General features: G+C 70.4%; 21 protein-coding genes and 1 riboswitch. Of the genes, 8 read left to right on the top strand and 13 right to left on the bottom strand.

From position 1 onward, the window contains the following. Positions 1–519 precede the first annotated feature (519 nt). Positions 520–1,389: an amidohydrolase family protein gene (locus ACFWHT_RS11300; protein ID WP_378828485.1), complete on the bottom strand. Its 870-nt coding sequence runs from the start codon at positions 1,387–1,389 to the stop codon at positions 520–522. 56 nt (positions 1,390–1,445) lie between these two features. On the opposite strand from ACFWHT_RS11300, the gene ACFWHT_RS11295 reads away from it, so the two are divergent. From ACFWHT_RS11295 to ACFWHT_RS11280, 4 genes are all read left to right on the top strand, one after another. Next, positions 1,446–2,126, top strand: coding sequence for a FadR/GntR family transcriptional regulator (locus tag ACFWHT_RS11295; protein ID WP_378828484.1), 681 nt, complete (start codon positions 1,446–1,448; stop codon positions 2,124–2,126). Between the two features lie 79 nt (positions 2,127–2,205). Continuing rightward, positions 2,206–3,258 carry a PLP-dependent cysteine synthase family protein gene (locus ACFWHT_RS11290; protein WP_378828483.1) on the top strand — a complete coding sequence of 351 codons (1,053 nt, stop codon included), beginning with the start codon at positions 2,206–2,208 and terminating at the stop codon, positions 3,256–3,258. A 16-nt stretch (positions 3,259–3,274) separates the two neighbouring features. Next, positions 3,275–3,781, top strand: coding sequence for a glycine cleavage system protein R (locus tag ACFWHT_RS11285; protein WP_378828481.1), 507 nt, complete (start codon positions 3,275–3,277; stop codon positions 3,779–3,781). A gap of 11 nt (positions 3,782–3,792) precedes the next feature. Continuing rightward, entirely contained in the window at positions 3,793–5,181 is a 1,389-nt protein-coding gene (locus ACFWHT_RS11280; protein WP_378828479.1) for an FAD-binding oxidoreductase, read from the top strand. 58 nt (positions 5,182–5,239) lie between these two features. Here ACFWHT_RS11280 and ACFWHT_RS11275 read toward each other — a convergent pair whose 3' ends face one another. From ACFWHT_RS11275 to ACFWHT_RS11260, 4 genes are all read right to left on the bottom strand, one after another. Continuing rightward, positions 5,240–6,253, bottom strand: a complete 1,014-nt coding sequence (locus tag ACFWHT_RS11275) for an aldo/keto reductase family protein (RefSeq protein ID WP_378828477.1) — start codon at positions 6,251–6,253, stop codon at positions 5,240–5,242. Positions 6,254–6,310: 57 nt separating this feature from the next. After that, positions 6,311–7,777, bottom strand: a complete 1,467-nt coding sequence (locus ACFWHT_RS11270; RefSeq protein ID WP_378828476.1) for a DUF4407 domain-containing protein — start codon at positions 7,775–7,777, stop codon at positions 6,311–6,313. A gap of 93 nt (positions 7,778–7,870) precedes the next feature. Beyond that, a complete protein-coding gene (locus ACFWHT_RS11265; RefSeq protein WP_378828473.1) occupies positions 7,871–9,484 on the bottom strand; it encodes a GMC family oxidoreductase in 1,614 nt (537 codons plus the stop codon). Further along, positions 9,481–11,010, bottom strand: coding sequence for an aldehyde dehydrogenase family protein (locus tag ACFWHT_RS11260; RefSeq protein WP_378828471.1), 1,530 nt, complete (start codon positions 11,008–11,010; stop codon positions 9,481–9,483). Before ACFWHT_RS11260 ends, ACFWHT_RS11265 begins: the two co-directional genes overlap by 4 nt. A 146-nt stretch (positions 11,011–11,156) precedes the next feature. Between ACFWHT_RS11260 and ACFWHT_RS11255 the strand changes: the two genes are divergently transcribed. Beyond that, on the top strand, positions 11,157–11,633 hold the full coding sequence (locus ACFWHT_RS11255; protein WP_378828470.1) for a SixA phosphatase family protein: 477 nt from the start codon (positions 11,157–11,159) through the stop codon (positions 11,631–11,633). Positions 11,634–11,636: 3 nt separating this feature from the next. Here ACFWHT_RS11255 and rlmN read toward each other — a convergent pair whose 3' ends face one another. The 3 genes from rlmN to ACFWHT_RS11240 form a co-directional block, all read right to left on the bottom strand. Beyond that, complete coding sequence (gene rlmN, locus ACFWHT_RS11250; RefSeq protein ID WP_378828468.1) at positions 11,637–12,908, bottom strand: 23S rRNA (adenine(2503)-C(2))-methyltransferase RlmN; 1,272 nt, start codon at positions 12,906–12,908, stop codon at positions 11,637–11,639. Positions 12,909–13,268: 360 nt separating this feature from the next. After that, positions 13,269–14,099, bottom strand: a complete 831-nt coding sequence (locus ACFWHT_RS11245; RefSeq protein ID WP_378828466.1) for an SDR family oxidoreductase — start codon at positions 14,097–14,099, stop codon at positions 13,269–13,271. Between the two features lie 22 nt (positions 14,100–14,121). After that, entirely contained in the window at positions 14,122–14,883 is a 762-nt protein-coding gene (locus ACFWHT_RS11240) for an SDR family NAD(P)-dependent oxidoreductase (RefSeq protein WP_378828464.1), read from the bottom strand. Between the two features lie 121 nt (positions 14,884–15,004). On the opposite strand from ACFWHT_RS11240, the gene ACFWHT_RS11235 reads away from it, so the two are divergent. Then, a complete protein-coding gene (locus tag ACFWHT_RS11235) occupies positions 15,005–15,364 on the top strand; it encodes a DUF488 domain-containing protein (protein ID WP_378828462.1) in 360 nt (119 codons plus the stop codon). Between the two features lie 9 nt (positions 15,365–15,373). Here ACFWHT_RS11235 and ACFWHT_RS11230 read toward each other — a convergent pair whose 3' ends face one another. The 3 genes from ACFWHT_RS11230 to ACFWHT_RS11220 form a co-directional block, all read right to left on the bottom strand. Continuing rightward, entirely contained in the window at positions 15,374–16,162 is a 789-nt protein-coding gene (locus tag ACFWHT_RS11230) for an energy-coupling factor transporter transmembrane component T family protein (RefSeq protein WP_378828460.1), read from the bottom strand. Then, the gene (locus ACFWHT_RS11225) at positions 16,159–17,619 is read right to left on the bottom strand and encodes an ABC transporter ATP-binding protein (protein ID WP_378828459.1); all 1,461 of its coding nucleotides are present in this window, start codon (positions 17,617–17,619) and stop codon (positions 16,159–16,161) included. Before ACFWHT_RS11225 ends, ACFWHT_RS11230 begins: the two co-directional genes overlap by 4 nt. 1 nt (position 17,620) lies before the next feature. Continuing rightward, the gene (locus ACFWHT_RS11220; RefSeq protein ID WP_378828457.1) at positions 17,621–18,265 is read right to left on the bottom strand and encodes an ECF transporter S component; all 645 of its coding nucleotides are present in this window, start codon (positions 18,263–18,265) and stop codon (positions 17,621–17,623) included. Further along, positions 18,258–18,367: riboswitch (TPP riboswitch) on the bottom strand. Its footprint overlaps the gene before it by 8 nt. 39 nt (positions 18,368–18,406) lie before the next feature. Between ACFWHT_RS11220 and ACFWHT_RS11215 the strand changes: the two genes are divergently transcribed. Beyond that, positions 18,407–20,128 carry a D-alanyl-D-alanine carboxypeptidase family protein gene (locus tag ACFWHT_RS11215; RefSeq protein ID WP_378828455.1) on the top strand — a complete coding sequence of 574 codons (1,722 nt, stop codon included), beginning with the start codon at positions 18,407–18,409 and terminating at the stop codon, positions 20,126–20,128. A gap of 109 nt (positions 20,129–20,237) precedes the next feature. Here the strand turns inward: ACFWHT_RS11215 and ACFWHT_RS11210 are convergent, their stop codons facing one another. Continuing rightward, positions 20,238–22,418 (bottom strand): ABC transporter ATP-binding protein, encoded by a 2,181-nt coding sequence (locus ACFWHT_RS11210; protein ID WP_378829478.1) that lies wholly within the window; start codon positions 22,416–22,418, stop codon positions 20,238–20,240. Between the two features lie 59 nt (positions 22,419–22,477). Continuing rightward, on the bottom strand, positions 22,478–24,205 hold the full coding sequence (locus tag ACFWHT_RS11205; protein ID WP_378828452.1) for an ABC transporter ATP-binding protein: 1,728 nt from the start codon (positions 24,203–24,205) through the stop codon (positions 22,478–22,480). A gap of 183 nt (positions 24,206–24,388) precedes the next feature. Here ACFWHT_RS11205 and ACFWHT_RS11200 point away from each other — a divergent pair, with 183 nt between their 5' ends. Then, positions 24,389–25,564, top strand: a complete 1,176-nt coding sequence (locus ACFWHT_RS11200; protein WP_378828450.1) for a glycosyltransferase family 4 protein — start codon at positions 24,389–24,391, stop codon at positions 25,562–25,564. Positions 25,565–25,759 lie beyond the last annotated feature (195 nt).

Here is a 25,759-nt window from a genome sequence, read left to right as displayed (position 1 = left end):
GATTCGCGCATCCAGGTCGCAGTTGATCCTGGAAAGACGGCCGCGGAGCGGGACGAAGTGCGACCCTGGACGGCAAGGGGATGCCCGTAACCGGACGAACTGCGACCTGACGCCGCTCGTGCATCCAGGTCGCAGTTCGTCTCGGAAAGCGCGCGATTCGCGCATCCAGGTCGCAGTTGATCCTGGAAAGACGGCCGCGAAGCGGGACGAAGTGCGACCTAGACGGCAAGGGGATGCCCGTAACGGGACGAACTGCGACCTGACGCCGCTCATGCATCCAGGTCGCAGTTGGTCTCGGAAAGCGCGCGATTCGCGCATCCAGGTCGCAGTTGGTCTCGGAAAGACGGCCGCGGAGCAGGACGAAGTGCGACCTGGACGGCAAGGGGATGCCCGTAACGGGACGAAGTGCGACCTAGACGGCGAGAGGATGCCCATAACCAGACGAAGTGCGACCTGGACACCGTCGACACCCCGCCGAACCCCCGCCGAACCACCACCACCCCGCCCGCGGGCTCCGGGTCAGCGGATGCCGTAGAACGCCAGCGCGTTCGACCAGAACAACGCGTCCGCGTCGACGCCTCGGGTGGCGGCCCAGTCCGCCACCGTGCGGAACCAGCGCTGGCGGGATCCGACTGCATAGGCGCCGCGCCCCGCGTCGATGGCCGAGACCGGCCAGTCGCTGCCCCACATCAGCCGCTCGGGGCCGAAGGCCTCGAGCGCGGCATCCAGGAAGGGCGTGATCTGGGCATCCGTCCACACCCCGCCGGTCTCGGCGGGCAGGCCCGACACCTTGCAGAAGACCTGCGTATGCTGCGCCAGCTCGGCGAGATCACGCATCCACGCCCCACCGGGTGCCGCCGGCGCCGAGGACGTGCCGACGGCCGGTTTGCCCAGGTGATCGAGCACGATGGGCAGGTCGGGGACGGATGCCGCGAGAGCCACGACGTCCGGAAGCTGGCGCTCGTGAACACAGGCATCGAAGGTCCAGCCCCGGCGGGCCACCTGCCTGGCACCCCGGCGGAAGGATTCGGTCTGCGCGAACCCGTCGGGCTCTCCCTGCAGCAGGTGCCGCACACCGACGACCCGCTCGGACGCGGCGAGTCGCTCGAGATGCGCGTCGGTCTCTGCGCCCCGGTCCAACCGAGCACCGGCGACGATCGCGACCACGCCTGCGGCGAGAGCGATCGAATCCACCCATCGGACCTCGTCGGCGGCCTGGCCTTCGACGGGGTCGGCCTGCACGAAGATCGCCGCCTCCTCGTCGACGTCGTCGAGCCGCTCCTCGTAGAGCTCCTCCTCGGCGAACCGCCAGGCCAGCGGTCCCTCCAGCCACTCGTACCTGAGGACTTCGGGATCCCAGAGGTGCAGATGAGAGTCCATGACGCGCATGCGTCCATCGTCACACACTCCCCGAAGACATCCGATCAATGTGCCATGATGTGCGCATGGCTGTCACCGACGAGGCGATCGAGAAGATCAAGGCGATGATCGTCAGCGGCGAGCTGAGCCCCGGCGACCGGCTTCCGCCCGAGAAGGAGCTCGCCGAGCGGCTCGGTCTCTCGCGCAGCTCCATGCGCGAGGCGGTGAAGGCGCTCGAGGTCATTCGCGTGCTCGACGTGCGCCGCGGCGACGGCACATACGTGACGAGCCTCGAACCGCACCTGCTGCTGGAGGCGATCAGTTTCGTCGTCGACATGCACGACGACGACTCGCTGCTCGAGCTGTTCGCGGTGCGCCGGATGCTGGAGTCGCAGGCGACCGGCCTCGCCGCGGGCAGCGCCACATCCGAGGACGCCGAGGGCCTGCTCGCCGAGGTGTCGTCGGTCGACTCGACCGCGGTCACCATCGACGACCTCGTCGAGCATGACATCCGCTTCCACCGCGAGGTCGTGCGCCTGGCGGGCAACGACTACCTGGCCAGCCTGCTCGACGGACTGAGCAGCCAGACCATCCGGGCGCGGGTGTGGCGCGGTCTGACCGAGCAGGGCGCCGTGGAGCGCACGCTCTCGGAGCATCTCGCGATCGCCGAGGCGATCGGGCGGCACGACTCGGCCCTGGCGACCTCGCTCGCCACGGCGCACGTCGCCGGCGTGGAGCGCTGGCTGCGTCAGGCGGCGTCGGCCTGACGTCGCGGTTCGCGTGCCGGCTCGGCCCGGACGCCTCGCTCGCGGGCCCGCCTGAACGGACCCCGCTACGCTCGATCCCATGAGCGCATGGGTCAGTTCCGCCATCCAGGTTCTCGAGGCGGATGCCAACCGCTCGGCCGACACGCATCTGCACCTGTTCCCCCTCCCCGCGGAATGGGGCATCGATCTGTACCTCAAGGACGAATCGGTGCACCCGACCGGTTCGCTCAAGCACCGCCTGGCGCGCTCGCTGATCCTGTACGGCCTGGTGAACGGGCTGATCGACGCGGGCACGACGCTCGTGGAGTCCTCGAGCGGGTCGACGGCGGTGTCGGAGGCGTACTTCGCCCGGATGCTGGGGCTGGAGTTCGTGACGGTCGTGCCGCGGTCGACCAGCCGGGAGAAGATCGACCTCATCGAGTTCTACGGCGGCAGCTGCCACTTCGTCGAGCACGCCTCCGAGATCTCGGCCGAGGCGCGGCGGCTCGCGTCCGAGTGCGGCGGGCACTATCTCGACCAGTTCACGTTCGCCGAGCGTGCGACCGACTGGCGCGGCAACAACAACATCGCCGAGAGCGTGTTCAGTCAGCTGTCGCAGGAGCGGCATCCGATCCCCCGCTGGATCGTCGTGGGCGCCGGGACTGGCGGCACCAGCGCGACCTTCGGCCGCTACGTGCGCTACCGCAGGCACGCCACGCAGCTGGCGGTCGTCGACCCGGAGGGGTCGGCGTTCTACGCCGGCTGGCGGGGTGACGCGGATGCCGGCGGCGCGCCGTCGCGCATCGAGGGCATCGGCAGGCCGCGCGTCGAGCCGTCGTTCGTGCCGAGCGTGATCGACGAGATGATCCAGGTGCCCGATGCCGCATCCGTGGCCGCGATCCGGCTGCTGCGCGATCGCACGCTGCACTGGGCGGGCGGCTCGACCGGGACGAACCTGTACGGCGCGTTCGAGCTGATCGGGCGGATGCGGGATGCCGGCGAGACCGGGAGCGTGGTCACCCTCATCTGCGACGGCGGCATGCGATACGCGAACACGTACTACTCCGACGACTGGGTCGCCGAGCAGGGCTGGGACCTCGCCCCGCATCGCGAGCGGATGGAGCGATTCCTCGCCGGTTCCGCGTGGGCGTGAGCGCTACGCTGGCACCATGACCACGCTCATCCTCACGGTCGCGGGAGCGGATCGCCCCGGACTCGTCTCGGCCGTCGCCGACGTCGTCGATGCCCACGGCGGCAACTGGGAGAACAGCCGTCTCGCCGAGCTCGCGGGCACGTTCGCGGGCGTCATCGAGATCACCGTCGCCGACGATCGCGTCGACGCGCTGCAGGCGGCGCTGCACGACCTCGACGGCCTCCTCGCGGTCACGGTGAGCACGGGCGCGGCCCCGGCCACGGCCGGCGATCGGCGCATCGCCGTCACGGTGCTGGGTGACGACCGCCCCGGCATCGTGCGGGAGGTGTCGGGCGTGCTCAGCGCGCACGCGCTGAGCATCGAGAGCATGACCACCGAGACGCGTGACGCCGCGATGGCCGGCGGACGCCTGTTCGAGTCGTCGGTGACGGCGGCGGTGCCGGCATCCGCCGATCTCGATGCGCTGCGCGCCGACATCGAGCGCCTGACCCACGACCTGCAGGTCGACATCGCCCCTCTCTGACCGGAGCCCTCATGACCCCCTCCGCGCGTGAGCGCGCCGTCGACGCGCTCCTCGACGAACTCGGCGCCGACCTGGTGCTCACCGACCCCGACTCGCTGCAGGCGTATCGCCGGGACCGGGCGGAGGATCCGGATGCCGGCACGCCGATCGCCGTGGTGCGAGCCACCTCGACGGAGCATGTGCAGTCGACCATGCGCATCGCGGCACGAGAGGGTGTCGGGGTCGTCCCGCGCGGCGCGGGGTCCGGCCTGTCGGGCGGATCATCGGCCGTGGAGGGCGCGATCATGATCTCGCTGGAGCGGATGCGGGAGATCACCGTGGACCCCGCGCTGCAGATGGCCGTCGTGCAGCCCGGCGCCTTCAACACGGAGGTCAAGGCGGCCGCCGCCGAGCACGGCCTCTGGTATCCGCCCGACCCGTCGTCGCAGGCGTTCTGCTCGATCGGCGGGAACATCGCGACGAACGCCGGCGGCCTGTGCTGCGTGAAGTACGGCGTGACCGGCGATTACGTGCTGGGCCTCACTGTCGTGCTGGCCGACGGGCGGGCGGTGAAGCTCGGCGGGCCGCGCCTGAAGGATGTCGCGGGCCTATCGCTGACCAAGCTGTTCGTGGGCAGCGAGGGCACGCTGGGCGTCGTCACCGAGGCGGTCCTGCGACTGGTGCCCGCGCAGCGCACCCCGACGACACTGGTCGCGATGTTCCCCACCGTCGAGGGCGCCGTCCGCGCGGTCGTCGACATCAAGGCCGCGATGCGTCCGTCGATGCTGGAGTTCATGGACCGCGTGACCATCAACGCCGTCGAGGACATGATGCGCATGGAGCTGGACCGCACGGCGGCCGCCATGCTGATCGTGCAGTCCGACGAGCCCACCGAGGTCGCCGCCGCCCAGATCGAGGACATCGAGCGGACGTGCGGGCTGCACGGGGCATCCGAGGTCTACGCGACCAGCGATCCCGACGAGAGCGAGGCGCTCATCGAAGCGCGACGGCAGGCCGTCCCCGCCATCGAGAGACGCGGCGCGCTGCTCCTGGAAGACGTCGGCGTGCCGCTGACCCGGCTCGGCGACCTGATCGACGGCATGCGCGCGATCGCCGAGAGCCGGGGCGTGGAGATCGCCGTGGTCGCGCACGCGGGTGACGGCAACACGCATCCGCTGATCGTGCTCGATCGGACGGATGCCCAGCAGCGCGCGAACGCCGACCTGGCCTTCGGGGAGGTGATGGCGCTGGCCATCGAGCTGGGCGGCACGATCACCGGCGAGCACGGCGTGGGGCGGCTGAAGCAGCCGTGGCTGGCCGACTATCTCGGAGACGACGTGCTCGAGCTGAATCAGCGCATCAAGCAGGCGCTCGACCCGCAGGGCATCCTCAACCCCGGCGCGGTGTTCGGTCCGCTCTGACTCGGCCTCTGAGCCGCTCGTCTGCCGGTCCCCTCCACCGACACCCCGCGCTCCCGCGTCAGACCAGGCGGGCCTTCGGCGACACCGAGTAGGTGTCCTCGGGGTCGCCGTTGACGACGCCGGCGAGCGCGGTGTCGATGGCGGCCATCGCGTCGGCATCCAGCTTCACCCCGGACGCCTTGACGGTCTCGGCAAGCTGCTCGGGACGGGATGCCCCGACGAGCGCCGCCGCCACGTTCTTGTTCTGCAGCACCCACGCGATGGCGAGCTGAGGCATGCTCAGACCCGCCTCGGCGGCGATCGGCTTGAGGTTCTGCACGGCGGTGAGGATGTCGTCCTTCAGCAGGCGCTCGATGAAATGCGCGCCGGAATGCGGGTCGGTGGCGCGCGAGCCCTCGGGCACGGGCTGCCCGGGCAGGTACTTGCCGCTGAGCACGCCCTGCGCCATCGGCGACCACACGATCTGCGAGATGCCCAGCTCTTCGGACGCCGGCACGACCTTGCCCTCGATCACCCGGTGCAGCATGGAGTACTGCGGCTGGTTCGAGATGAGCTGGAAGCCCAGCTGCTTCGAGAGGGCGTGTCCCGCGCGCAGCTGCTCGGCTGTCCACTCCGAGACCCCGATGTACAGCGCCTTGCCGGCACGCACGACGTCGGCGAAGGCCTGCATCGTCTCCTCGAGGGGAGTCTCGTGGTCGTAGCGGTGCGCCTGGTACAGGTCGACGTAGTCGGTGCCGAGGCGCTCGAGCGAGCCGTCGATCGACTCCATGATGTGCTTGCGGCTCAGACCGGTGTCGTTCGGGCCCTTCGGCCCGGTCGGGAAGTACACCTTCGTGAAGATCTCCAGGCCCGCCCGGCGCTGCCCGGCGAGCGCCTTGCCGAGCACGACCTCGGCGGCGGTGTTCGCGTAGGTGTCCGCGGTGTCGAACGTGGTGATGCCGGCATCCAGCGCGGCGTGGACGGTGGCGACCGCCGCATCGTCGTCGACCTGAGACGCGTGCGTGACCCAGTTTCCGTAGGTGATCTCCGAGACCTTGAGACCGCTGTTGCCGAGATAGCGATAGTTGACCATGCTCCAACGCTAGTCGCGTCGGGATGCGCCGGCATCACCGCGCGGAACTCCTGACGGTCAGGTGGAGACGATGGCCGCCCGGTCGCGGAAGCCGTCGGCGGTCACCCGGTCGAGCTCGACCTGCTTGCGGATCGCGACCGTGCGCTCGTACAGCGTCGGGTCGCCGAAGCTGGTGAGCACCTTCACGATCACCGGCAGCAGCTCGATCATGAAGAACAGCGCCGCGATCAGCCAGTGCGCCCAGAAGATCGCCGGCTCCTTGTCCGCCAGGCGGTTCAGGCCCGTGATCTGGCTGAGCAGCCCGATCGCGCCGGCGTTGCCCTGCGCGACCGAGTCGGCGCGGGCGTTGTACGCGGCCAGCGCGTTCTCGTACGTCTGCTTCGCGGCCGGAAGCTGATCCTTCGCCTGCTGGCGGTTCGATGCCTCCGCCGACGTGGTGTTCTCCTTGGCGGCGGTCTCGGCCGCCGACAGGTCGTCGTTGGCCGAGCGCAGCTGGGCGGCGAGCGCGTCGTAGGTCTGCTGGGCCTGCGCGAGCTGCGCCTTCGCGGCATCCGAGCTGGATCCCTGGCCGTTGACGCCGGTGCAGCCGGGCACGGTCCCGGCGCCCTCTCCGGTGAGCTCGCACTGGTACAGCGCCCGCGCCGAGTCGATGACCTTCTGCTGCTCGGCCATCTTGCCGGTGATCTCGTCGACGGTCGATGCGGCCGCGGTCGTCGACGCCGAGCCCGAGTCCGTGCCGGCGACGATGCCCGTCGCCGCCTGGTTCTCGAGCGCCGCGACGCGTTCGGTCGCGGCGTCCAGTGCCTGCTTCTCCGGACCCTTCTCGAGGGCGTCCTGATCGGACTGCGACTGGGTGATGTTGGTGGATGCCACTTCGCGGGCGATGTCGTTGTGGAACACCTGCAGCACGAGCGGCTCCGCGACGAGGAAGCCGATCACGGCGGCCATCGCCACGCGCGGCAGCGCCAGGGCGATGAGCTTGCCGATGCTGCGCGTCGAGGTCATCGTCGAGGTGAGGAAGCGGTCGAGGTTGAAGATGATCGCCGCCCACACGATCGCGAGCGGCACGGCCAGCCAGATCGCGACCTGCACGCCCGTGGTGAGGGCGAAGAGCATGGAGACGGCCGACACGAGAGCGGTGCCGAGCAGCACGAAGAACATCTGCACGAAGCGCGGCGTCTCACCGGGCACGCGGTCGAGGATGGGCCCGTCCGCCCCGCCGAGGACGGCGAGGGTGCGCAGCCGGGAGCCGGGCATGCGCGGGCGCCGGGTGCGCGGGACGCGCTCCCTCTTCGGACGCGGCGCGGTCACGGGTGGCAGCGGCCGCGTGGCATCCGTCTCGGTCGTCTGCGTCGGGTGCGTGTCGGCGTCCGAGACATCCGGTCGAGTGGAGGAGCCGGTCGGCTCGAAACGTCGGAGGAAGTCGAGGTCTTCGTCGCTGACCGTGCCGTCGGGGCCGTCGGTGTCGAGCGAGATCCGCCCCTGAGAATCCATCCGTCCAGGGCGATGCGCGGAGTAGGACATCCCTCGAGAGTAGGAACACGCACCTGTGCGCGAGCCCGGCAACCCCTGCGAACCGTTCTCAGGAAGCCTTGCTGCAGGGGTCGCCGGCGAGCGTCAGCGCGGCGCGATCTCCGCGACGGGCACGCCGAGCCGATCGGCCCTCACGAGATCGGCGCAGCGCTCGCCGATGAGCATCACCGTGATGTTCGGGTTGACCGTGACGATCTCGGGCATCACCGAGGCATCCGCGACCCGCAGGCCGGTGACCCCCTTCACCCGCAGCTGCGGATCCAGGGGCGAGGAGTCGTCGTCCGCCGCACCCATGCGCACCGATCCGGTCGGGTGGTAGACCGTGTTGTGCGTCTTCGCCACGTAGTCGGCGATCTCCTCGTCGGTCTGCACGTCGGGGCCGGGGAAGAGCTCACGCCCCGTCCACTCGCGCATCGCGGGCTGCGCGGCGATGCGGCGCGCCAGCTTGATCCCCTCGACCATCACCCGCATGTCGTGCGGGTCGGAGAAGTAGCGCGGGTCGACCCTCGGCTTGTCGCGGAAGTCGCGCGAGCGCAGTCGCACGGTGCCCCGGCTGCGCGCGTGGGTGACGTTCGGGGTGAGCACGAACACGTTCTCGGCCGTCGGGTACCCCTGGCGCACGGTGTGCATGTCGAACGGCGCCGTCCCGTAGTGGAACATCAGGTCGGGCCTGTCGTCATCACGTTCGGCCGCGTCGGGCGTGCGGGCGAAGATGCCGATCTCCCACCACTGCGTCGACGTGGCCACCATCGGCCGCTTCGCCTCCCATGAGATCACGCCCTCCGGGTGGTCCTGGGTGTGCTCGCCGACGCCGGGGGCGTCCACGAGCACCTCCACGCCCACCTCGGCCAGGTGCTCGGCGGGGCCGATGCCGGAGAGCATCAGCAGCTTGGGCGAGTCGATCGCACCTGCGGAGAGGATCACCTCGCGGCGCGCGCCGATGTGCACGGTGCCGGCCAGGTCACCGGCACGCACGTCCGCGCCGGTGGCGCGCAGGTCCTCGTCGAAGGTGATCCGCTTCACCCGGTGCTCCGTGAGGATCGCCAGGTTCGGGCGGTCCAGGATCGGATGCAGGTAGCTCACCGACGACGACGACCGCACACCGTCCTCGCGGGCGTTGATCTGGAAGAAGGCCGCTCCTTCGACGACCGTCGTGCCGTCGTTGAACTGCACACGCGGAATGCCCAGCGCCGAGCACGCCTCGAGCACCGCGACGCCGCACGGGTCGGCATCCGGCACCTGTCGCAGCACCACCGGACCGTCATGACCGTGGTGGTCGCCGGGCTGATCGTTGCTCTCCAGGCGCCGAAGATACGGCAGCAGGTTCTCGGCCTGCCATCCCTCGGCGCCCATGGCCGCCCACTGGTCCAGATCCTCGGCGGGAGTGTGGAAGGCGATGCACGAGTTATGCGACGAGCATCCGCCGAGCACCCGTGCGCGCGCCTGGCGCATGAACGAGTTGCCGTGCTCCTGCTCCTCGATGGGGTAGTCCCAGTCGTAGCCCGACTCCAGCAGCGCGGGCCATCGATCCAGCCGCAGCACGGCGTCGACGCCGACGTCGGTCGGACCCGCCTCGAGCAGGGCGACGGTCACATCGGGGTCCTCCGAGAGCCGGGCCGCGACGGCGGCGCCGGCGGATCCGCCGCCGATCACGACGTAGTCGTACTCGCCGGGCTGGGGGCTGTCGCCGGTCGTCATGCGTCCTCCGCCGCTTCGCCCGCCGGTTCTGCTGAGCCGCCGCGCCGGTCCGCGAACCAGCCGGTCACCGCGGGACGCAGATTCTGATAGACGTGCTTGGCCTCGACGTACTCCGCGAGCCCGGTCGGTCCGAGCTCGCGGCCGAAGCCGGACTGCTTGAAGCCGCCCCACTCGGCCTGCGGCAGGTACGGGTGGTAGTCGTTGATCCAGACGGTGCCGTGCCGCAGACGGTTCGCGACGCGCTGCGCGCGACCGGCGTCCTGCGTCCACACCGCCCCGGCGAGGCCGTAGATCGTGTCGTTCGCGATCTCGATCGCCTCATCCTCGGTGCGGAACGATTCGACGGTGACGACGGGACCGAACGCCTCGTCGGACACGGCCGACGAGCCCCGCGCGACGCGGTCGAGCACGGTGGGCAGGTAGTACCAGCCGCCGCTCAGACCCTCCCGGTCGTCGTCGGTCGCCTCGCGCCCGCCGCAGCGCACGACGGCGCCGTCCTCGACGGCCCGCCGGACGTAGCCGTCCACCTTCTGCCGGTGCGCTTCGGAGATGAGGGGGCCGGTCTCGGCCTCGGGATCGTAGGGCCCGCCGAGCCGGATGCCCTGAGCCCGCTCGACCAGCGCGTCGACGAAGCGGTCGCGGATCGACTCCTCGACGATCAGACGTGCGCCGGCCGAGCACACCTGTCCGGAGTGCACGAAAGCGCCGTTCAGCGCGTTGTCGAGGGCGGCGTCGAAGTCCGCGTCGGCGAAGATCACGTTCGGGTTCTTGCCACCGAGCTCCAGCGCGACCTTCTTCACGGTCGCCGCGGCGTTCGCCATGATGTGCCGGCCTGTGACCAGGCCCCCGGTGAACGAGACCAGATCGATGTCCGGATGCGAGCTCAGCGGCTCGCCCGCCGTCGCGCCCGCGCCCGTGATCAGATTGGCGACGCCGGCGGGAACGCCGGCCTCGGCGAGGACGTGCATCATCAGGATCGCCGTGTGCGGGGTGAGCTCGGCCGGCTTGAGCACGAACGTGTCGCCTGCGGCGAGCGCCGGTGCGATCTTCCAGGCGGCCTGCAGCAGCGGATAGTTCCAGGGCGAGATGAGCGCGCAGACGCCGACCGGCTCGTACTGGATGCGCGAGAGCACGTCGGCCGATCCGGCGTCGACCAGGCGGCCCGCCTCGTTCGCGGCCAGCTTGCCGAAGTACCGGAAGCAGGCCGCGATGTCGCCCATGTCGATGCGCGCCTCGACGATGCGCTTGCCGGTGTCGTCGGCCTCGGCGCGCGCGAACTCCTCCTGACGCTCGTCGAGCAGATCGGCCACGCGCAACAGCAGGTCGCCGCGCTCCGCAGCCGTCGTCGCACGCCAAGGTCCCGAATCGAACGCGCGGCGCGCCGCGGCGATCGCCTGCTCCGTGTCGCCGGCGCCGGCCTCGGACACGGAGCCCACGAGCCGCCCGTCGGCGGGGCAGCGGATGTCGCGGACGGCGCCGTCGGCGGCTCCCCGCCACTCGCCGTCGACGTACAGGGTCGTCGTCATGGTGGTCGTCTCCTCGTCCGGTCCACCACCGCGGCGTCCAAGGAGGTGTGGTGGTCTTCCACCGTAACGAACGCTCAGCGATCCCGCAGGGTCGCGAGGGCTGAGCCCGGGGTGCGCGACCACCGAACCGGTGCCAGGCTGGTGTCATGAAGACGCTGCTGCTCGCACGCCACGCGAAGTCGGATTGGGGCATCCACGGCCTCTCGGACCACGACCGCCCGCTCAACGGACGCGGCCGTCGCGACGCCCCCGACATGGCCGGGCGCCTGGCCCAGGAGGCCGTCGCCGTCGAGCGGATCGTATCGAGCACGGCGAAGCGGGCAGCTGCCACGGCCGACGAGTACGCCGCCGCGTTCGGGCTCACGGTGGTCGAGGAGCCGGCGCTCTACGGGGCATCCGCACGCACCGTCCTGGAGGTCGCCGCGGCCCTGCCCGACGACGTCGCCGTGGCGATGCTGGTGGGGCACAATCCGGGGATGCGCGACGCGGTCGTCGAGCTCACCGGCGCCTTCGTGGAGTTCCCCACGTGCACCGTCGCGGAATGCGCGGTCGACGTCGGCTCCTGGGCCGAGCTCGTCGAGGGTTCGGGCCGGATGCTGCGCCTGCGCACCCCGCACGACTGAGGCTCAGCCGAGCGACGCGGCGGCCGCCTCGTCTTCGGTGGTGGCGACGAGCTGGCCGCAGGCGCCGTCGATCTCCTTGCCGCGGGTGTCGCGCAGCGTGGTCGGGATGCCGGCGTCGTTCAGCCGGCGCACGAACTCGTTCTGCACGTCGACATCCGATGAGGTCCAGATGGAGCCGGGCGTGGGGTTCAGCGGGATCGGGTTCACGTGCACCCAGCCGCGGCCCCGGGCGTTCAGCTTCTCGGCCAGCAGGTCGGCGCGCCAGGCGTGGTCGTTCATGTCCTTGATCAGCGCGTACTCGATCGAGACCCGGCGGCCGGTCTTCTCGAAGTACTCGCGCGCGGCATCCAGCGCCTCATCGACCTTCCAGCGCGAGTTCACGGGGATCAGCTCGTCGCGCAGCTGGTCGTCGGGAGCGTGCAACGACAGGGCGAAGGTCACCGGGATGTTCTCGTCGGCGAGTTTGCGGATCGCCGGCACCAGTCCGACGGTCGACACCGTGATGCCGCGAGCGCTCATGCCGAGACCCTCCGGCTGCGGGGCGACCATGACGCGCACGGCGTCCATCACGCGCTTGTAGTTGGCGAGCGGCTCGCCCATTCCCATGAAGACGATGTTCGAGACGCGCTCCATCGAGTGATCGTCGGCCTTCTTGCCGCCGAGCTCACCGTTCGCGATGAGCCGGTTCGCCCGCACGATCTGCTCGATGATCTCGGCGGTGGACATGTTGCGGGTCAGACCCGCCTGGCCGGTGGCGCAGAACGGGCAGTTCATGCCGCAGCCCGCCTGCGACGAGACGCAGAGCGTGATGCGGCCCGGATAGCGCATGAGCACCGACTCGACCAGCGCGCCGTCGTGCAGCCGCCAGAGGAACTTGATCGTGTCGCCGCGGTCGGTCTCGAGCCTGCGCACCTCGGTGAGCAGCGGCGGCAGCATGCCCGCGACGAGCTCATCCCGCTGCGCGGCGGGGAGGTCGGTCATGTGCGCCGGGTCGGACGTGTAGTGCGTGAAGTAGTGGGTCGCGAGCTGCTTGGCGCGGAAGCCGGGCAGTCCCAGCTCCTTGACCTTCTCGATCCGCTCCGGGGGAGTCATGTCGGCCAGGTGCACGGGAGGCTTTCCGCGCTTCGGGCTGGCGAACTGCAGCAGCGGCCGGCCCTCGGCATCCTTCTTCTGCGTCCAGCCCTCCGTGGCCGGGCGCACCTGCGCACCGCGAGCGGGGCCGGTGGCGCGCACGGGCGTGCTGCGGGCAGGTGGAATCTGATCGGATGCGGGCATGCATCCAAGCGTACGGGGAGCGACCCGCGAGAGCCCTGGATGCGCGCCTTGGAGCCCGGCCCGGCTCGGACTCGGCGTCCGCCGGGTTCGGGTCGCGGCTCGGGTCGCGGCCTCGGGAGCACCGCGTGCTGGGGTCTCGGGAGCACCGCGTGCCGCCCAGGTTGCAGTTCGTCCCGGAAACCGGCGCCGCCACCCGCCCGGGTCGCAGTTCGTCCCGGAATACGACGGGGAAAGCGTGACGAACTGCGACCGGGACAGGGATCAGCGACTCAGACCAGGTCGAACTGCGACGTGAACCCCGACCGCGCCGGACCCGGCCGCGCCGAACTCCGGCCGCGCCGAACCCGGCCGCGCGAACGCTCAGTCCAGGAAGATGTCCGGGTACAGCCGGTCGTCGGGGGTGCCGGGCACGGCCGCGTACTTCGAGAAGTCGGTGACACCGTCGGCCTCGAGCACGTCTTCGACGATGAGCGTCTGCCCGGTGTACGAGGCGGCCGGCTTGGTGAGCACCGCATAGGCGGCATCCGCATAGATGTCGGCCGTGCGGCTGGCCGCCATCACCCGGTCGCCGCCCAGCAGGTTCTGCACCGCGGCCGTCGCGATCGTCGTGCGGGGCCACAGCGTGTTGGCGGCGATGCCGTCGTCGGCGAACTCGGCGGCGATGCCGAGCGTCGCCATGGTCATGCCGTACTTCGCCAGCGTGTACCCGGTGTGCGCGCCGAGCCATTTCGGCGAGAGGTTCAGTGGCGGGGAGAGCGACAGGATGTGCGGGTTGGGCGCCTGCCTCAGCACCGGCACGGCTGCCCGCGAGAGCATGAACGTGCCGCGCACGTTCACGTCCTGCATGAGGTCGTACTTCTTCGCGGCGAGGTCGGTCGAGCGGGACAGGTCGATCACACTGGCGTTGTTGACGACGATGTCGATGCCGCCGAACTCGCCCTGCGCCTTCAGCACGGCCTCGGTGATGTGGTCGTCGTCGCGCACATCGCCCACGATGGGCAGCGCCTGACCACCGGCCGCGCGGATCGCGTCGGCGGCGGTGTGCACGGTCCCCTCGAGCCGGGGATGCGGGGTGTCGGTCTTGGCGAGCATGGCGATGTTCGCTCCGTCCGCGGCCGCGCGCAGTGCGATGGCGAGGCCGATGCCGCGGCTGCCGCCCGACATGAGGATGGTCTTTCCGGCGAGGGACATGGTTTCTCCTTCGGGCGTGCGTTTATTTCGGTGCCATGCGGATGGCGCCGTCGAGACGGATCGTCTCGCCGTTGAGGTAGCCGTTGGCGACGATGTGCTCCACCAGGGCGGCGTACTCGTCGGGCCGGCCCAGGCGCGACGGGTACGGGACCTGCTGACCGAGGGAGTCCTGCGCGGCCTGCGGAAGACCGGCCAGCATGGGGGTCTCCATGATGCCGGGTGCGATCGTGCACACCCGGATGCCGTGGCGGGCCAGCTCGCGCGCGATCGGAAGCGTCATCGCGTGCACGCCGCCCTTCGACGCCGAGTACGCGGCCTGTCCGATCTGGCCGTCGAAGGCGGCGACGCTCGCGGTGTTCACGATCACGCCGCGGTCGCCGGCGTCGGTGGGCTCGTTCTGCGCGATCACGGCGGATGCCTGCGAGATGACGTTGAACGTGCCGACGAGGTTGATGCGGATGACCCGCTCGAACCCGGCGAGGTCGGCGGGGCTTCCGTCGCGGTCGAGGACCTTCGCGGGCGGAGCGATGCCGGCGCAGTTGACGACGACGCGCAGGGGTGCGGTCGCCTGCGCGGATGCCACCGCCGCCGCGACCTGGTCGGGGCTGGTGACGTCGGCAGGGGCGAAGATGCCGCCGAGCTCCGCGGCGATCTCGGCGCCCGGCGAGCTCGGCAGGTCGACGATCGTCACCTGCGCGCCGCCAGCGGCGAGCCGTCGTGCGCTGGCGAGTCCGAGCCCGCTGGCGCCGCCTGTGATGAGCGCGCCCTGCCCCGTGATCTGCATGTGTTCTCCTTCGAACGGCTGCGCGGACGGCGGATCGCGCCGTCACTGCGACTGAGTCTCAGCATACGTGGTCCTGAGTCTCCCTGTGGCGGGATCTTCGAGACGAGGGGATGCTGAGCACATGGAACTTCGTCGCAAACGAGCCTACGACAGCGCCTCCCCCGACGACGGGTTCCGTGTTCTCGTCGATCGGCTGTGGCCGCGCGGCGTCTCGAAGGAGCGCGCGGCGATCGACCTCTGGGCCAAGGACGTCGCCCCCACCGCCGAGCTGCGGCGCGCGTGGCACGCCCCAGGCGCCGAGTTCGAGACGAACGCCGAACGCTACCGGGCACAGCTCGCGGGCCCGAGCGCGGACGCGCTGCAGGAACTGGTGGGCGAGCTCCGAGGGCGCCCGGTCGTCACCCTGGTCTACGCCGTCCACGACACCGAGCACAATCACGTCGTGGTGCTGGAAGGCGTGCTGAAGCCGCTGCTCGGTTGAGTGCTGCGCTCAGGAGGGCCCGAGGATGAAGTTCCAGGTGCCCGCGGCCACCGCGATCGCGATCGCCGCCCCCGAGATGGCGGCACCGATCGACAGGAGCATCCACTCCGGCCGGCCGAAGCGTGCGGGACGCGCCCACGTGCGTCGCACCGGCGAGCCGAAGCCGCGAGCCTCCATCGCCGTCGACAGTTTGGCGCCGCGTCGGATCGACAGCACGAGCAGGGCGAACGCCATCCCGAGGAACCGGCGCACCCGTCCCCGGTCCGCCACCCCGCGAGCGCGTCGCGCGAGCTGCAGCGCTCGCCAGTCGTCGATGAACAGCCCCACCATGCGCAGCCCGGCCAGCGCGCCGAGCACGAACCGTGCAGGCAGCCGCCACGTCTGCGCCAGCCCGTCGGCGAGATCGGTCGGGTCGACCGTGATGAACAGCACGACCGAGGGCAGGGCGATCGCGAGAACGCGCAGCACGGTGGCCCCGGCGAGCAGCAGCGACCCGTCGCTGATGCGCACGAGGAACCATTCCAGGTGCACGGTGCCGCTCGCCTCGCCGTAGAGCGCGATCGTCAGACCGGTGAGGGGGGCGGCAAGCCACACCGGCCACGTGCGCAGCCAGAACTCGCGCCAGCCGATTCCCGCGAACAGGAACAGCACGCATTCCAGCACGAGCGCCACCGCGGCCGAGACCATGTCGAGGGTGAGGATCAGCGGCAGGGCCACCAGCGCGCTCGCCCCCAGCTTCGCGACCGGGTTGATCCGCGCGATGGTCCCCGTTCTCGCCCTGGTCTCGAGCAGCGTCACGACACAGCTCCCATCTCGAAGCGGACGGCGTGCAGCGCGGTGACGACATCCGGATCGTGCGTCACCGTGATCACCGCGGAACCCTCGTCGTCGCGCAGCGATGCGAGCATGGCGACGAGCTCCTGCCAGGTGCGCGCGTCCTGACCGAAGGTGGGCTCGTCGAGCATCAGCACCTGCGGGCGGGTCGCGAGGGATGCCGCGACCGTGAGACGTCTCTTCTCACCGCCCGACAGCGTGTACGGGTTCGCTCGGGCGAGCCGGTCCAGTCGCAGGCGCTGGAGCAGTTCGTCCGTGCGCGCAGCGATCTCGGCATCCGCGAGGCCGAGCGAACGGGGCCCGACCTCGAGCTCGTCCTGCACGGTCTTCGACAGCAGCTGGTGCTCGGGCTCCTGGAAGACGGTGCCGATGCGGGTGAGCAGCTGCCGTGACGCCCAGCGGATCGGCTCCGGCCCCGCGCCGGCGGCGAGATGATCGGATGCCGTGACCCCGCCGGCCGCGGGTGGCAGGAGTCCCGCGAGGGTCAGCCCGAGCGTCGACTTGCCCGCACCGTTCGGGCCGGTGATCGCCAGCACCGACCCCGACCGCACCTCGAGATCGATGCCGTGCGCGACGGTCGCGCCGCGCACGCGAGCGACCGACAGCTCCGCGGCGTGCAGCAGCTGCGGCCCGGGCGCGGACGCCGGAGCGGGTGGGAAGCGGGGCGGATGCCCTGGCACCCACACCCCGGCCTCGGCCAGCCGGGCGCCCTCGTCGACGAGCACGCGATCGGGATGCCCGTCCGCGATCACACCGCCCCCTCCGATCACGATGACGCGATCGATCAGCGGGAGCCACACGTCGAGACGGTGCTCGACGACGACCAGCGTGGTGTGCTGCGTGCGCAGCATCCGCTCCACCGCTTCCCTGACCTCGACCACCCCGTCGGTGTCGAGATTCGCGGTCGGTTCGTCGAGCAGCAGCAGTCCCGGCTGCATCGCCAGCGAGCCGGCGAGCGCGAGGCGCTGCTTCTGCCCGCCGGACAGCGCCTTGGTGGGCCGATCCAGGGGAACGTCGAGACCGACCGCGTCCAGTGCCGACCCGACCCGGCGCCAGATCTCCGCACGCGGGACGCCCAGGTTCTCACAGCCGAAGGCCACGTCATCGCCGACGCGGGCGAGGATGACCTGCGAATCAGGATCCTGCAGCACGAGCCCGACGCGGCCGCGCGCCGAGGCCGCAGGCATCCCTCCGATCAGCAGCTCCCCTTCGGCCTCGCCCTCCTCGTCGCCGCCGAGCACGCCGGCGAGTCCGTGCAGCAGGGTCGACTTGCCGGCGCCGGAGGCGCCGAGCAGCAGCACGCGCTCGCCCTCCTCGATCCGCAGCGACACGTCCCGCAGCGCCCACGCGAGCCGGCTGGAATGCCGCCATCCCCAGCCGCGCGCCTCGACCGCGAGCGGCCGGTTCCCGGCGGATGCCATGTCAGACGCGCGCCCGGACCTCACGGCCCGACCCGAAGCGGTCCAACGCGCCCGTCGCCGCGAGACCCCGGGTCAGGAGCCAGCCGAGCAGTCCCGCGAGCACGGCGCCGGAGAGCACGGTGCAGATCATGTAGACGGTGGTGAACGTCGCATCCGATCCGGCGAACCAGAGGATCATGTTGTTGATCCCGCCCGCGAGAGCGGCGCCGGCTCCGGCGAGCACCGCGACGGGCAGCGTCCATACCCGGTAGGCGAAGAGCAGGAAGATCAGTTCGGCGCCGAGTCCCTGCACGAGGCCGGCCTCGATCGTGAGGAACCCTCCCCACTGCGCGCCCGCGAGCGCAGAGACCACGGCGGCGATCGTCTCGACGTAGATCGCGGCGCCGGCCTTGCGGATCACCAGGCCGCCGAGCACGCCGGCGATCAGCCACGGGCCGTCGAGCAGTCCCTGGACGCCGGGCATCAAGGGTTCGAGCAGGGCCTTCGGCCCGAGGTACCCGAAGTTCCAGGCGTAGAACAGGAATCCGCAGGCGACTCCGAGGACGCTGGCGACGACGATGTCGACGACGCGCCAGCGGAGGGCGCCGGGGCGGAGGAATCCGGCGCGGACGGGCGCGGATGTGGACGTGGGTGCGGACGTGTTCATAGGAACTCCTCCCTGCGCCGGCATGATCCGGATCAGGTTCGACGGTCGAAGCGCGGTTCGCTTCCTCTCAGCCCGGCACGCCGGACTCCCGTGGTGATGACCTCGATCATAGTCCGGTGAGTGCTTGGTAGCGTAGGTCGGGTGACTGTCTCCCCCGAGTCCACGCGTGCTCTCACGCGCCGATCGCTGCGCGAGCGGTCTCGCGCGCACGGCGAGCAGGCAGACGACGGGCAGGAGACGTCCGTCGCCGACGGGTCGCAGGACACGTCGGCGGCCCCGGACGGCGCGGTTCCCGTCGCCCCGGCGCGGGACGACGATACTGACCTTGTGGATGTCGACGACGAGACCACGGTCCCCGAGACCGGTCCGCCCCGCGGACGCGCCGCCGACCCCGCCGACGCGGCCCCGATCGCCGCGACCGCCCTCTTCGGCCCCGACGAGGGCGAAGCCCCGCCCGAGTCCCTCTCCGAGCCGCACTCCGACGGCGACTCGAATCCCGAGGTGCACGACGAGCGCGAGCCCGTCCGGGCCTGGGCCGACGAGACGCATCCGACGACGGCACTGACCTGGCTCGACCCGCGACGGGTGGCCGTCGCGGACGCGGCGGATGCCGAGGCGTCGGATCTCTTCGCGGGAGCCCGCCTGACACCCGGCTGGCGGCGCCCCCGGGTGCTCTTCCCCGTCGGCATCGTCGCGGCGCTCTGCGCTTCGTACGTCGCCACGACGCTGCTGTGGCCGCTGCACGAGGTCCCGCCGACCATCACGGCCACGCAGGTGGAGATCGATCCCGCTCCCGCCGCGACCGCAACAGCTCCCGCGCAGGGCAGCGCGGCGGTCGCCGTGGAGGGCATCGCGCCGCTGGCGTCGACCACCTCGCAGGACGAGATCGCGAGCATCACCAAGGTCGCAAGCGTCCTGATGGTGCTCGACGAGCTGCCGCTCGAGGTCGGCGAGCAGGGCCCGAGCTTCGCGTTCACCTACGCCGACTCCCGTGACTACTGGAGCTACCGTCGCGCGAACCAGTCCTCGCTCGACGTGCCCGTTGGCGCGAGCCTGACCGAGTACCAGATGCTGCAGGGCATTCTGCTCGGCTCCGCGAACAACTACATCGACCGGCTTTCCGACGAGCTCTGGGGCTCCGACCGCGCGTTCGCCGCAGCGTCGGCCACGTGGCTGAGGGACCACGGCATCTCCGGCGTCACGCTCGTGACGCCGTCCGGATTCGACAGCGGCAACGTCGCCACACCCGCGGGCCTGGTCCAGCTCGGCGAGCTGGCGATGAAGAACCCCGTCTTCGCCGAGATCGTCGGCACGAGATCGGCGGAGATCCCCGGCGTGGGCACGGTCACCAACACGAACGGGATGCTGAAGGACGCCGGCGTCGTCGGTGTGAAGACCGGCACGCTGTCGCACTGGAACCTGCTCACCGCCAAGGAGGTGCAGGTCGGCGAGAACACGGTGCGGCTCTTCGCCGCCGTGCTCGGCCAGGACAGCAACAAGGCGCGCCTCGCCGTCACCCGCTCGCTGTTCGCCGAGGTGGAGGAATCCCTCGCCGAGCAGCCCGTGTCGGTGCCGGCTGGAACCGTCGTGGGTCAGGTCACGACCGAGTGGGGAGCCGAGGTGGACGTCGTGACGGACGCCGATGCCCGCGTGGTGCTGTGGAACGGCGCCTCCGCGACGGCGACCGCCTCGCTCGATCTCGGCGCCAGGACGACCGCAGGCGCGGAGGCGGGCACGCTCACGGCCGAGGGCCCGATCGACTCCGCAGAGACGTCGGTGTCGCTCGCCGACGACGTGCCCGCGCCCAGCCTCTGGTGGCGCCTCACCCATCCGCTCGAGCTGTTCGGTCTCGACAAGGACTGAGTCGGCCTCGGCGATGACCGGGCCGGGCATCGACGTGGACGGCGCGCCGACCTCGCCCGCCGAAAGACGCCCGCCCCCGAGCGGGGACGGGCGTCTCTGGGACAGCGGGTCAGGCCCGGCCGGTGTCGGATGCCGTCGACTCGACGGAATCGGCGGCCACCGTCTCGTTCGTGGGCTCGGCATCCTCGTCGGATGCGCCGTCCTCGGCGTCTCCCGTCACCACGACCGGCATCGAGCCGGTGAGGGCCTCCTCCGCGTCGATGTCGGTGGCGGCCTGTTCGAACTGCGACTGGTACAGCCGCCAGTACGCGCCCTGGGCGGCGATCAGCGAGTCGTGATCGCCCTGTTCGACGATGTCGCCGTGCTCCATCACCAGGATGAGGTCGGCATCACGGATCGTCGACAGACGGTGCGCGATCACGAACGAGGTGCGTCCCTTCCGCAGGGCCGCCATCGCGTGCTGCAGCAGCAGCTCGGTGCGGGTGTCGACCGCGCTGGTGGCCTCGTCGAGGATGAGGATCGACGGCTGCGCCACGAAGGCACGGGCGATCGTGATCAGCTGACGCTCGCCGGCCGAGACGTTCGAGGCGTCCTCGTCGAGGACGGTGTCGTACCCCTCGGGCAGCGCGTGCACGAAGCGGTCCACGTACGTCGCCTTGGCCGCTTCGATGACCTCGTCATCGGTCGCGGTCGCCTTGCCGTAGCGGATGTTCTCGCGGATGGAGCCGGCGAACAGCCAGGGATCCTGCAGGACCATGCCGGTGCGCGAGCGCAGCTCGTCGCGGTCGACGTCGGCGATGTCCTGCCCGTCGAGCAGGATGCGCCCCGAGCTCAGCTCGTAGAACCGCATGATCAGGTTCACGAGCGTGGTCTTGCCCGCGCCCGTCGGACCGACGATCGCGACTGTCTGCCCCGGCTCGACCCGGAAGGACAGGTCCTTGATGAGCGGTCGGTCCTCGCTGTACGAGAAGGCGACGTGCTCGAACTCGATGACGCCCTTGCCCTCGGGCACCTTCGGGGCGTCCTCGGCATCCGGATCCTGTTCGTCGGCATCCAGGAAGTCGAAGACGCGCTCGGCCGAAGCCGTGCCCGACTGCACCACCGCGGCCATGCCGCCCAGCTCGCTGAGCGGCTGACTGAACTGCTGCGAGTACTGGATGAAGGCCTGCACGTCGCCGAGGCGCAGGTTTCCGCCTGCCACCATCAGGCCGCCCAGCACCGCGATGCCCACGTAGGTGAGGTTCCCGACGAAGGTCATGGCGGGCATGATGATGCCCGACAGGAACTGCGCCTTGAAGCTCGCCTGGTACAGCTCCTCGTTCTCGGACTGGAAGCGGTCGAGGGCGTCCTGCTCACGGCCGAAGACCTTGACGAGCGCGTGGCCGGAGAAGGCCTCCTCGACGCGGGCGTTGAGACGGCCGACCTTGCGCCACTGCGTGCCGAAGGCCTTCTGCGACCGCGGCCCGATGACGCCGAAGATGACGCCCATCAGCGGCAGGGACACCAGTGCGACGAGAGCGAGCTGCCACGAGATCGAGAACATCATGATCAGCACGCCCACGACCGTGAGCACCGACGTCAGCGCGCCCGAGAGGGACTGCTGCATCGTCTGGGTGATGTTGTCGATGTCGTTCGTGACGCGCGAGATCAGCTCGCCGCGCTGCACCTTGTCGAAGTACGACAGTGGCAGGCGGTTGATCTTCGCCTCGACCGCCTCGCGCAGGCGCCACATGGTGCGCACCATGATCACGTTGATGACGTAACCCTGGATCCAGCTGAGCAGGGCCGAGACGATGTAGATCGCCATCACCGCCATGATGATCCAGCGCAGCGCCTCGAAGTCGACGCCGTCGCCCACCGCGAAGTCGGCCATCGCGCCGACCATGTTCGCGTAGTCGTCCTGGCCCGCGCCGCGCAGGATCTCGACGACCTCGCTCTTGGGCGTGCCCGCGGGCAGGCCGGGGAAGTCGCCGTTGGGCAGCCCGAGCTGGATCGAGATGAAGCCCTCGTAGACGACGTTGGTCGCTTCGGCGAGCACCTTGGGCGCGGCCACCGCGAGCACGACGCCGATCGCGCCGAGGACGGAGACGAGCACGAACCACAGCGCCGACGGCTTCAGCAGCCCGATCATGCGCAGGAAGCTGGGGCCGAAGTGATCGGCCTTGCCCGGGGCGGGGCCGTCGAACCCTCCGCCGTCGAGACGCGCCTTCTCGGCGAGCTCGGCCTCCTCCTTCTCCGCCTCGGTCATCTCGACCTGCGGACCGACGGCCGCGGCGCGCGCGGCAGCCATGCGCTCACGGCGCACGGACGTCCGACCGTTCTTCTCGGCCTGTCCCGTGTTCTCGGCGCTCATGCGTCCACCCCCAGCTGCGACTCGACGATCTCCCGGTAGGTGGCACTGCTGGCGAGCAGCTCGTCGTGCGTGCCGACGCCCACCATGACGCCGCCCTCCAGGACGACGATCCGGTCGGCATCCGTGATCGTCGACACGCGCTGCGCGACGACGATCTTCGTGACCTCGGGAAGCTCACGCCACAGCGCCTGACGCAGCCGGGCATCCGTGGTGAGGTCGAGGGCCGAGAACGAATCGTCGAACACGAGGATCTGCGGCTGGTGCACCAGGGCTCGCGCGATCGCGAGACGCTGGCGCTGTCCGCCCGAGACGTTGGTCCCTCCCTGTGCGATCCGCGAGTTCAGACCCTCGGGCATCTCCTCGACGAAGTCGCGGCCCTGAGCGATCTCCAGCGCCTTCCAGAGCTCCTCGTCGGTGGCCTCCTCACGGCCGTAGCGCAGGTTCGACGCCACCGTCCCGGTGAACAGGAACGGGCGCTGGGGCACGAGTCCGATGCTCTTCCACAGCGCATCCACGTCGGCCTCTCGCACATCGGCGCCGCCGACGAACGCAGCGCCGCCGGTCACGTCGAACAGCCGCGGGATCAGCGAGATCAGGGTCGTCTTGCCCGCCCCCGTCGAGCCGACGATCGCCACCGTCTCGCCCGGCTCGGCGCGGAAGCTGATGCCTCTCAGCACCGGCGATTCTGCGCCGGGATAGGTGAACTCGACATCCTCGAACGCCACAGCGCCCGGGTTCGGGAACTCCTTCACGCCGTTCACCGGACGATCCATGGAGGAGTCCGCGTCGAGCACCTCGCTCACACGCTCGGCCGAGACCGCGGCGCGCGGAATCATCATCGCCATGAAGCTCGACATGATCACGCCCATCATGATCTGCCCGATGTACTGCATGAAGGCGAACAGCTGCCCCACTTCGACGGTGCCCTCGTTGACCTCGACGCCCCCGAACCAGATCACGCCGACGACGGTCACGTTCAGGATCAGCATGAACAGCGGGAAGAGCAGGACGAAGAGCGAGCCGATCTTGCGCCCGAGGATCATCAGGTCCGTGTTCGCGCCCCGGAACCTCTCCTCCTCGATGCGCTCGCGCACGAACGCGCGCACGACGCGCACGCCGGTGAGCTGTTCGCGCATGATGCGGTTGACGCTGTCGATCCGCTGCTGGTTGGCACGGAACAGCGGCACCATCCGGCCGATGATCAGCACGGCGACGATGAGCAGCACCGGCACCGAGACGGCGATCAGCCAGCTCAGGCCGACATTGGTCTGCACGGCCATGATGATGCCGCCGATGGCGAGCAGCGGAGCGGTGACGAACATCGTCGCGCCCATCATCGCCAGCATCTGCACCTGCTGCACGTCGTTGGTGTTGCGGGTGATCAGCGAGCCGGCGCCGAACTGCGAGACCTCGCGCTCGGAGAAGCCGCTCACGCGCGCGAACACGTCGGCGCGGATGTCACGGCCCACCTGCATCGCCGCGCGGGCGGCGAAGAACGTCGCGACGATGGATGCGACGATCTGGCTCAGCGAGACCAGCAGCATGAACGCGCCGTGCGACCAGATGTAGCCGATGTCGGCGTTCGCGACGCCCTTGTCGATGATGTCGGCGTTGAGACGGGGCAGGTACAGCGAGGCCATGGCGCTGGCGAACTGGAACACCAGCACGCCGACCAGGAGCCATCGATATTTGGAGAGATAGCGGAAGAGGAGCTTTCCCAGCACAGGCGGACTTCCTTAGGAGATCGGGACCGAGAATCGGCCACATGACAGGGTGCCACGAAGTTCCGACATCCGTATCCCCCGGAAGGATGACCTTCGCTCAGAGCGAAACGAGCGCCGGATCGGCGGCGTTTTCCTGGATCAGGTCGAAGAACCGCGTGCACGCCGCGGAATAGACTCGCAGGCATGCCGGAAGAGGATGCCGCGGGGTCGGCGGCGGTGCTGTTGGTCTGCGACTACTCGCTGAAGTACCTGGGCGGCGCGCAGACGGCATTCGTCCGGCAGGCGGAGGCGCTCGCCGGCGAGGGCGTGCCAGTGGTCGTGCTGGCCCCGGATGCGGAAGCGCTCTCGGCGGACGATGAGCATCCGATCACGACCATCGCCCCGCCGCGGCGGGGCAGCATCCCCGTGCTCGACCTGCCCCTGCTCGGCCGCGCGCGCGACCTCGAACCGCTCGTCGCCGCCACGGTGCGCCGGCACGGCGTGGGCGCCATCGTCATCCACTCCGAGTTCGCGCTGGCGTCGGCCGCGATCGCCGTGGGCAAGCGCTTGGGCGTTCCCGTGCTGCACACGGTGCACACCTTCTTCTGGCGCGCTCCCGCGGTGCTCGCACCGTTCGCGCCGCTGGTCTCCCGCGTGCACAGCGCGCTGACGGGCATCCGCGGCGGCGACCGCTGCTCCGGCAGTCACCCGCTGAACAACGCCCTGCGCACCATGACGCTGCGCATCGCCCAGCGCGCCGACATCGTGCTCTCGCCGTCGCGCCATCAGGCGCAGGCGCTGCGCGACGCGGGCGCCGGCCGGGTCGAGGCGTTCTCGAACGTCGCGCAGCCGCTGCGCGTGACCGAGCCGTCGGACGGCGGCCCGCTGCGGCTTCTCTGGGTGGCCCGATTCGCACCCGAGAAGCGGGTCGAGGTCGCCCTCGACGCGATGCGCCGCGTGGTCGAGCGCATCGGAGACACGCGCGTGCACCTGGACGTCGCCGGCGGCACGCACCGGCCGGCGCCGGGGGTGAGCTTCCATGGGACCGTGTCCGGCGAGCGCGTCGGCGAGCTGATGGATGCCGCGGATGCCGCCCTGATCACCTCGCTGGGCTTCGACAACCAGCCGATGGTGGCCCTCGAGGCCTTCGCCCACGGTCGCCCCGTGATCGTGAGCGATCCGGTGCTGGCGACCGAGTTCGGCGACGCCGCGATCGGCACCCCGACCTCCGATGCCGAGGGGCTGGCCGAGTCGATCATCCGCCTCGAGGCGGATCGCTCGCTGCTGGATGCACCGCGACAGGGCGCCCTCGTCTACGCCCGCGATCGCGTGGCCGCCGCGCACGTCGCGCGCCTGCAGGAGCTCATCGCCTCGGTCTGACGATCGGCGACGGCGCCGTGCCCGTCGGCTCAGGTCGCAGTTCGTCCCGGAATGCGCGTCGCTCGGCGGCTCAGGTCGCAGTTCGTCCCGGAATGCGCGTCGCTTTCCGGGACGAAGTGCGACCCGGATGCGGCTCGGGCGTCGATACCGGGACATATCGCGACCCGGATGCCCGGGCACCGGGGCCGCTCGTCG

Origin of the sequence: Microbacterium sp. NPDC058342, from assembly GCF_042723935.1 — a bacterium.
Classification (GTDB): domain Bacteria; phylum Actinomycetota; class Actinomycetes; order Actinomycetales; family Microbacteriaceae; genus Microbacterium.
The sequence above is the reverse complement of the archived record's forward strand: the minus strand, read 5'-3'. Positions and strand labels throughout refer to the sequence as shown.

Excerpts from the sequence above, each read along its gene's own strand:
- ACFWHT_RS11300 (WP_378828485.1), bottom strand. The coding sequence starts at position 1,389 with ATGCGCGTCATGGACTCTCATCTGCACCTCTGGGATCCCGAAGTCCTC.
- ACFWHT_RS11295 (WP_378828484.1), top strand. The coding sequence starts at position 1,446 with ATGGCTGTCACCGACGAGGCGATCGAGAAGATCAAGGCGATGATCGTC.
- ACFWHT_RS11290 (WP_378828483.1), top strand. The coding sequence starts at position 2,206 with ATGAGCGCATGGGTCAGTTCCGCCATCCAGGTTCTCGAGGCGGATGCC.
- ACFWHT_RS11285 (WP_378828481.1), top strand. The coding sequence starts at position 3,275 with ATGACCACGCTCATCCTCACGGTCGCGGGAGCGGATCGCCCCGGACTC.
- ACFWHT_RS11280 (WP_378828479.1), top strand. The coding sequence starts at position 3,793 with ATGACCCCCTCCGCGCGTGAGCGCGCCGTCGACGCGCTCCTCGACGAA.
- ACFWHT_RS11275 (WP_378828477.1), bottom strand. The coding sequence starts at position 6,253 with ATGGTCAACTATCGCTATCTCGGCAACAGCGGTCTCAAGGTCTCGGAG.
- ACFWHT_RS11270 (WP_378828476.1), bottom strand. The coding sequence starts at position 7,777 with ATGTCCTACTCCGCGCATCGCCCTGGACGGATGGATTCTCAGGGGCGG.
- ACFWHT_RS11265 (WP_378828473.1), bottom strand. The coding sequence starts at position 9,484 with ATGACGACCGGCGACAGCCCCCAGCCCGGCGAGTACGACTACGTCGTG.
- ACFWHT_RS11260 (WP_378828471.1), bottom strand. The coding sequence starts at position 11,010 with ATGACGACGACCCTGTACGTCGACGGCGAGTGGCGGGGAGCCGCCGAC.
- ACFWHT_RS11255 (WP_378828470.1), top strand. The coding sequence starts at position 11,157 with ATGAAGACGCTGCTGCTCGCACGCCACGCGAAGTCGGATTGGGGCATC.
- rlmN (WP_378828468.1), bottom strand. The coding sequence starts at position 12,908 with ATGCCCGCATCCGATCAGATTCCACCTGCCCGCAGCACGCCCGTGCGC.
- ACFWHT_RS11245 (WP_378828466.1), bottom strand. The coding sequence starts at position 14,099 with ATGTCCCTCGCCGGAAAGACCATCCTCATGTCGGGCGGCAGCCGCGGC.
- ACFWHT_RS11240 (WP_378828464.1), bottom strand. The coding sequence starts at position 14,883 with ATGCAGATCACGGGGCAGGGCGCGCTCATCACAGGCGGCGCCAGCGGG.
- ACFWHT_RS11235 (WP_378828462.1), top strand. The coding sequence starts at position 15,005 with ATGGAACTTCGTCGCAAACGAGCCTACGACAGCGCCTCCCCCGACGAC.
- ACFWHT_RS11225 (WP_378828459.1), bottom strand. The coding sequence starts at position 17,619 with ATGGCATCCGCCGGGAACCGGCCGCTCGCGGTCGAGGCGCGCGGCTGG.
- ACFWHT_RS11220 (WP_378828457.1), bottom strand. The coding sequence starts at position 18,265 with ATGAACACGTCCGCACCCACGTCCACATCCGCGCCCGTCCGCGCCGGA.
- ACFWHT_RS11210 (WP_378829478.1), bottom strand. The coding sequence starts at position 22,418 with ATGGCTGCCGCGCGCGCCGCGGCCGTCGGTCCGCAGGTCGAGATGACC.
- ACFWHT_RS11200 (WP_378828450.1), top strand. The coding sequence starts at position 24,389 with ATGCCGGAAGAGGATGCCGCGGGGTCGGCGGCGGTGCTGTTGGTCTGC.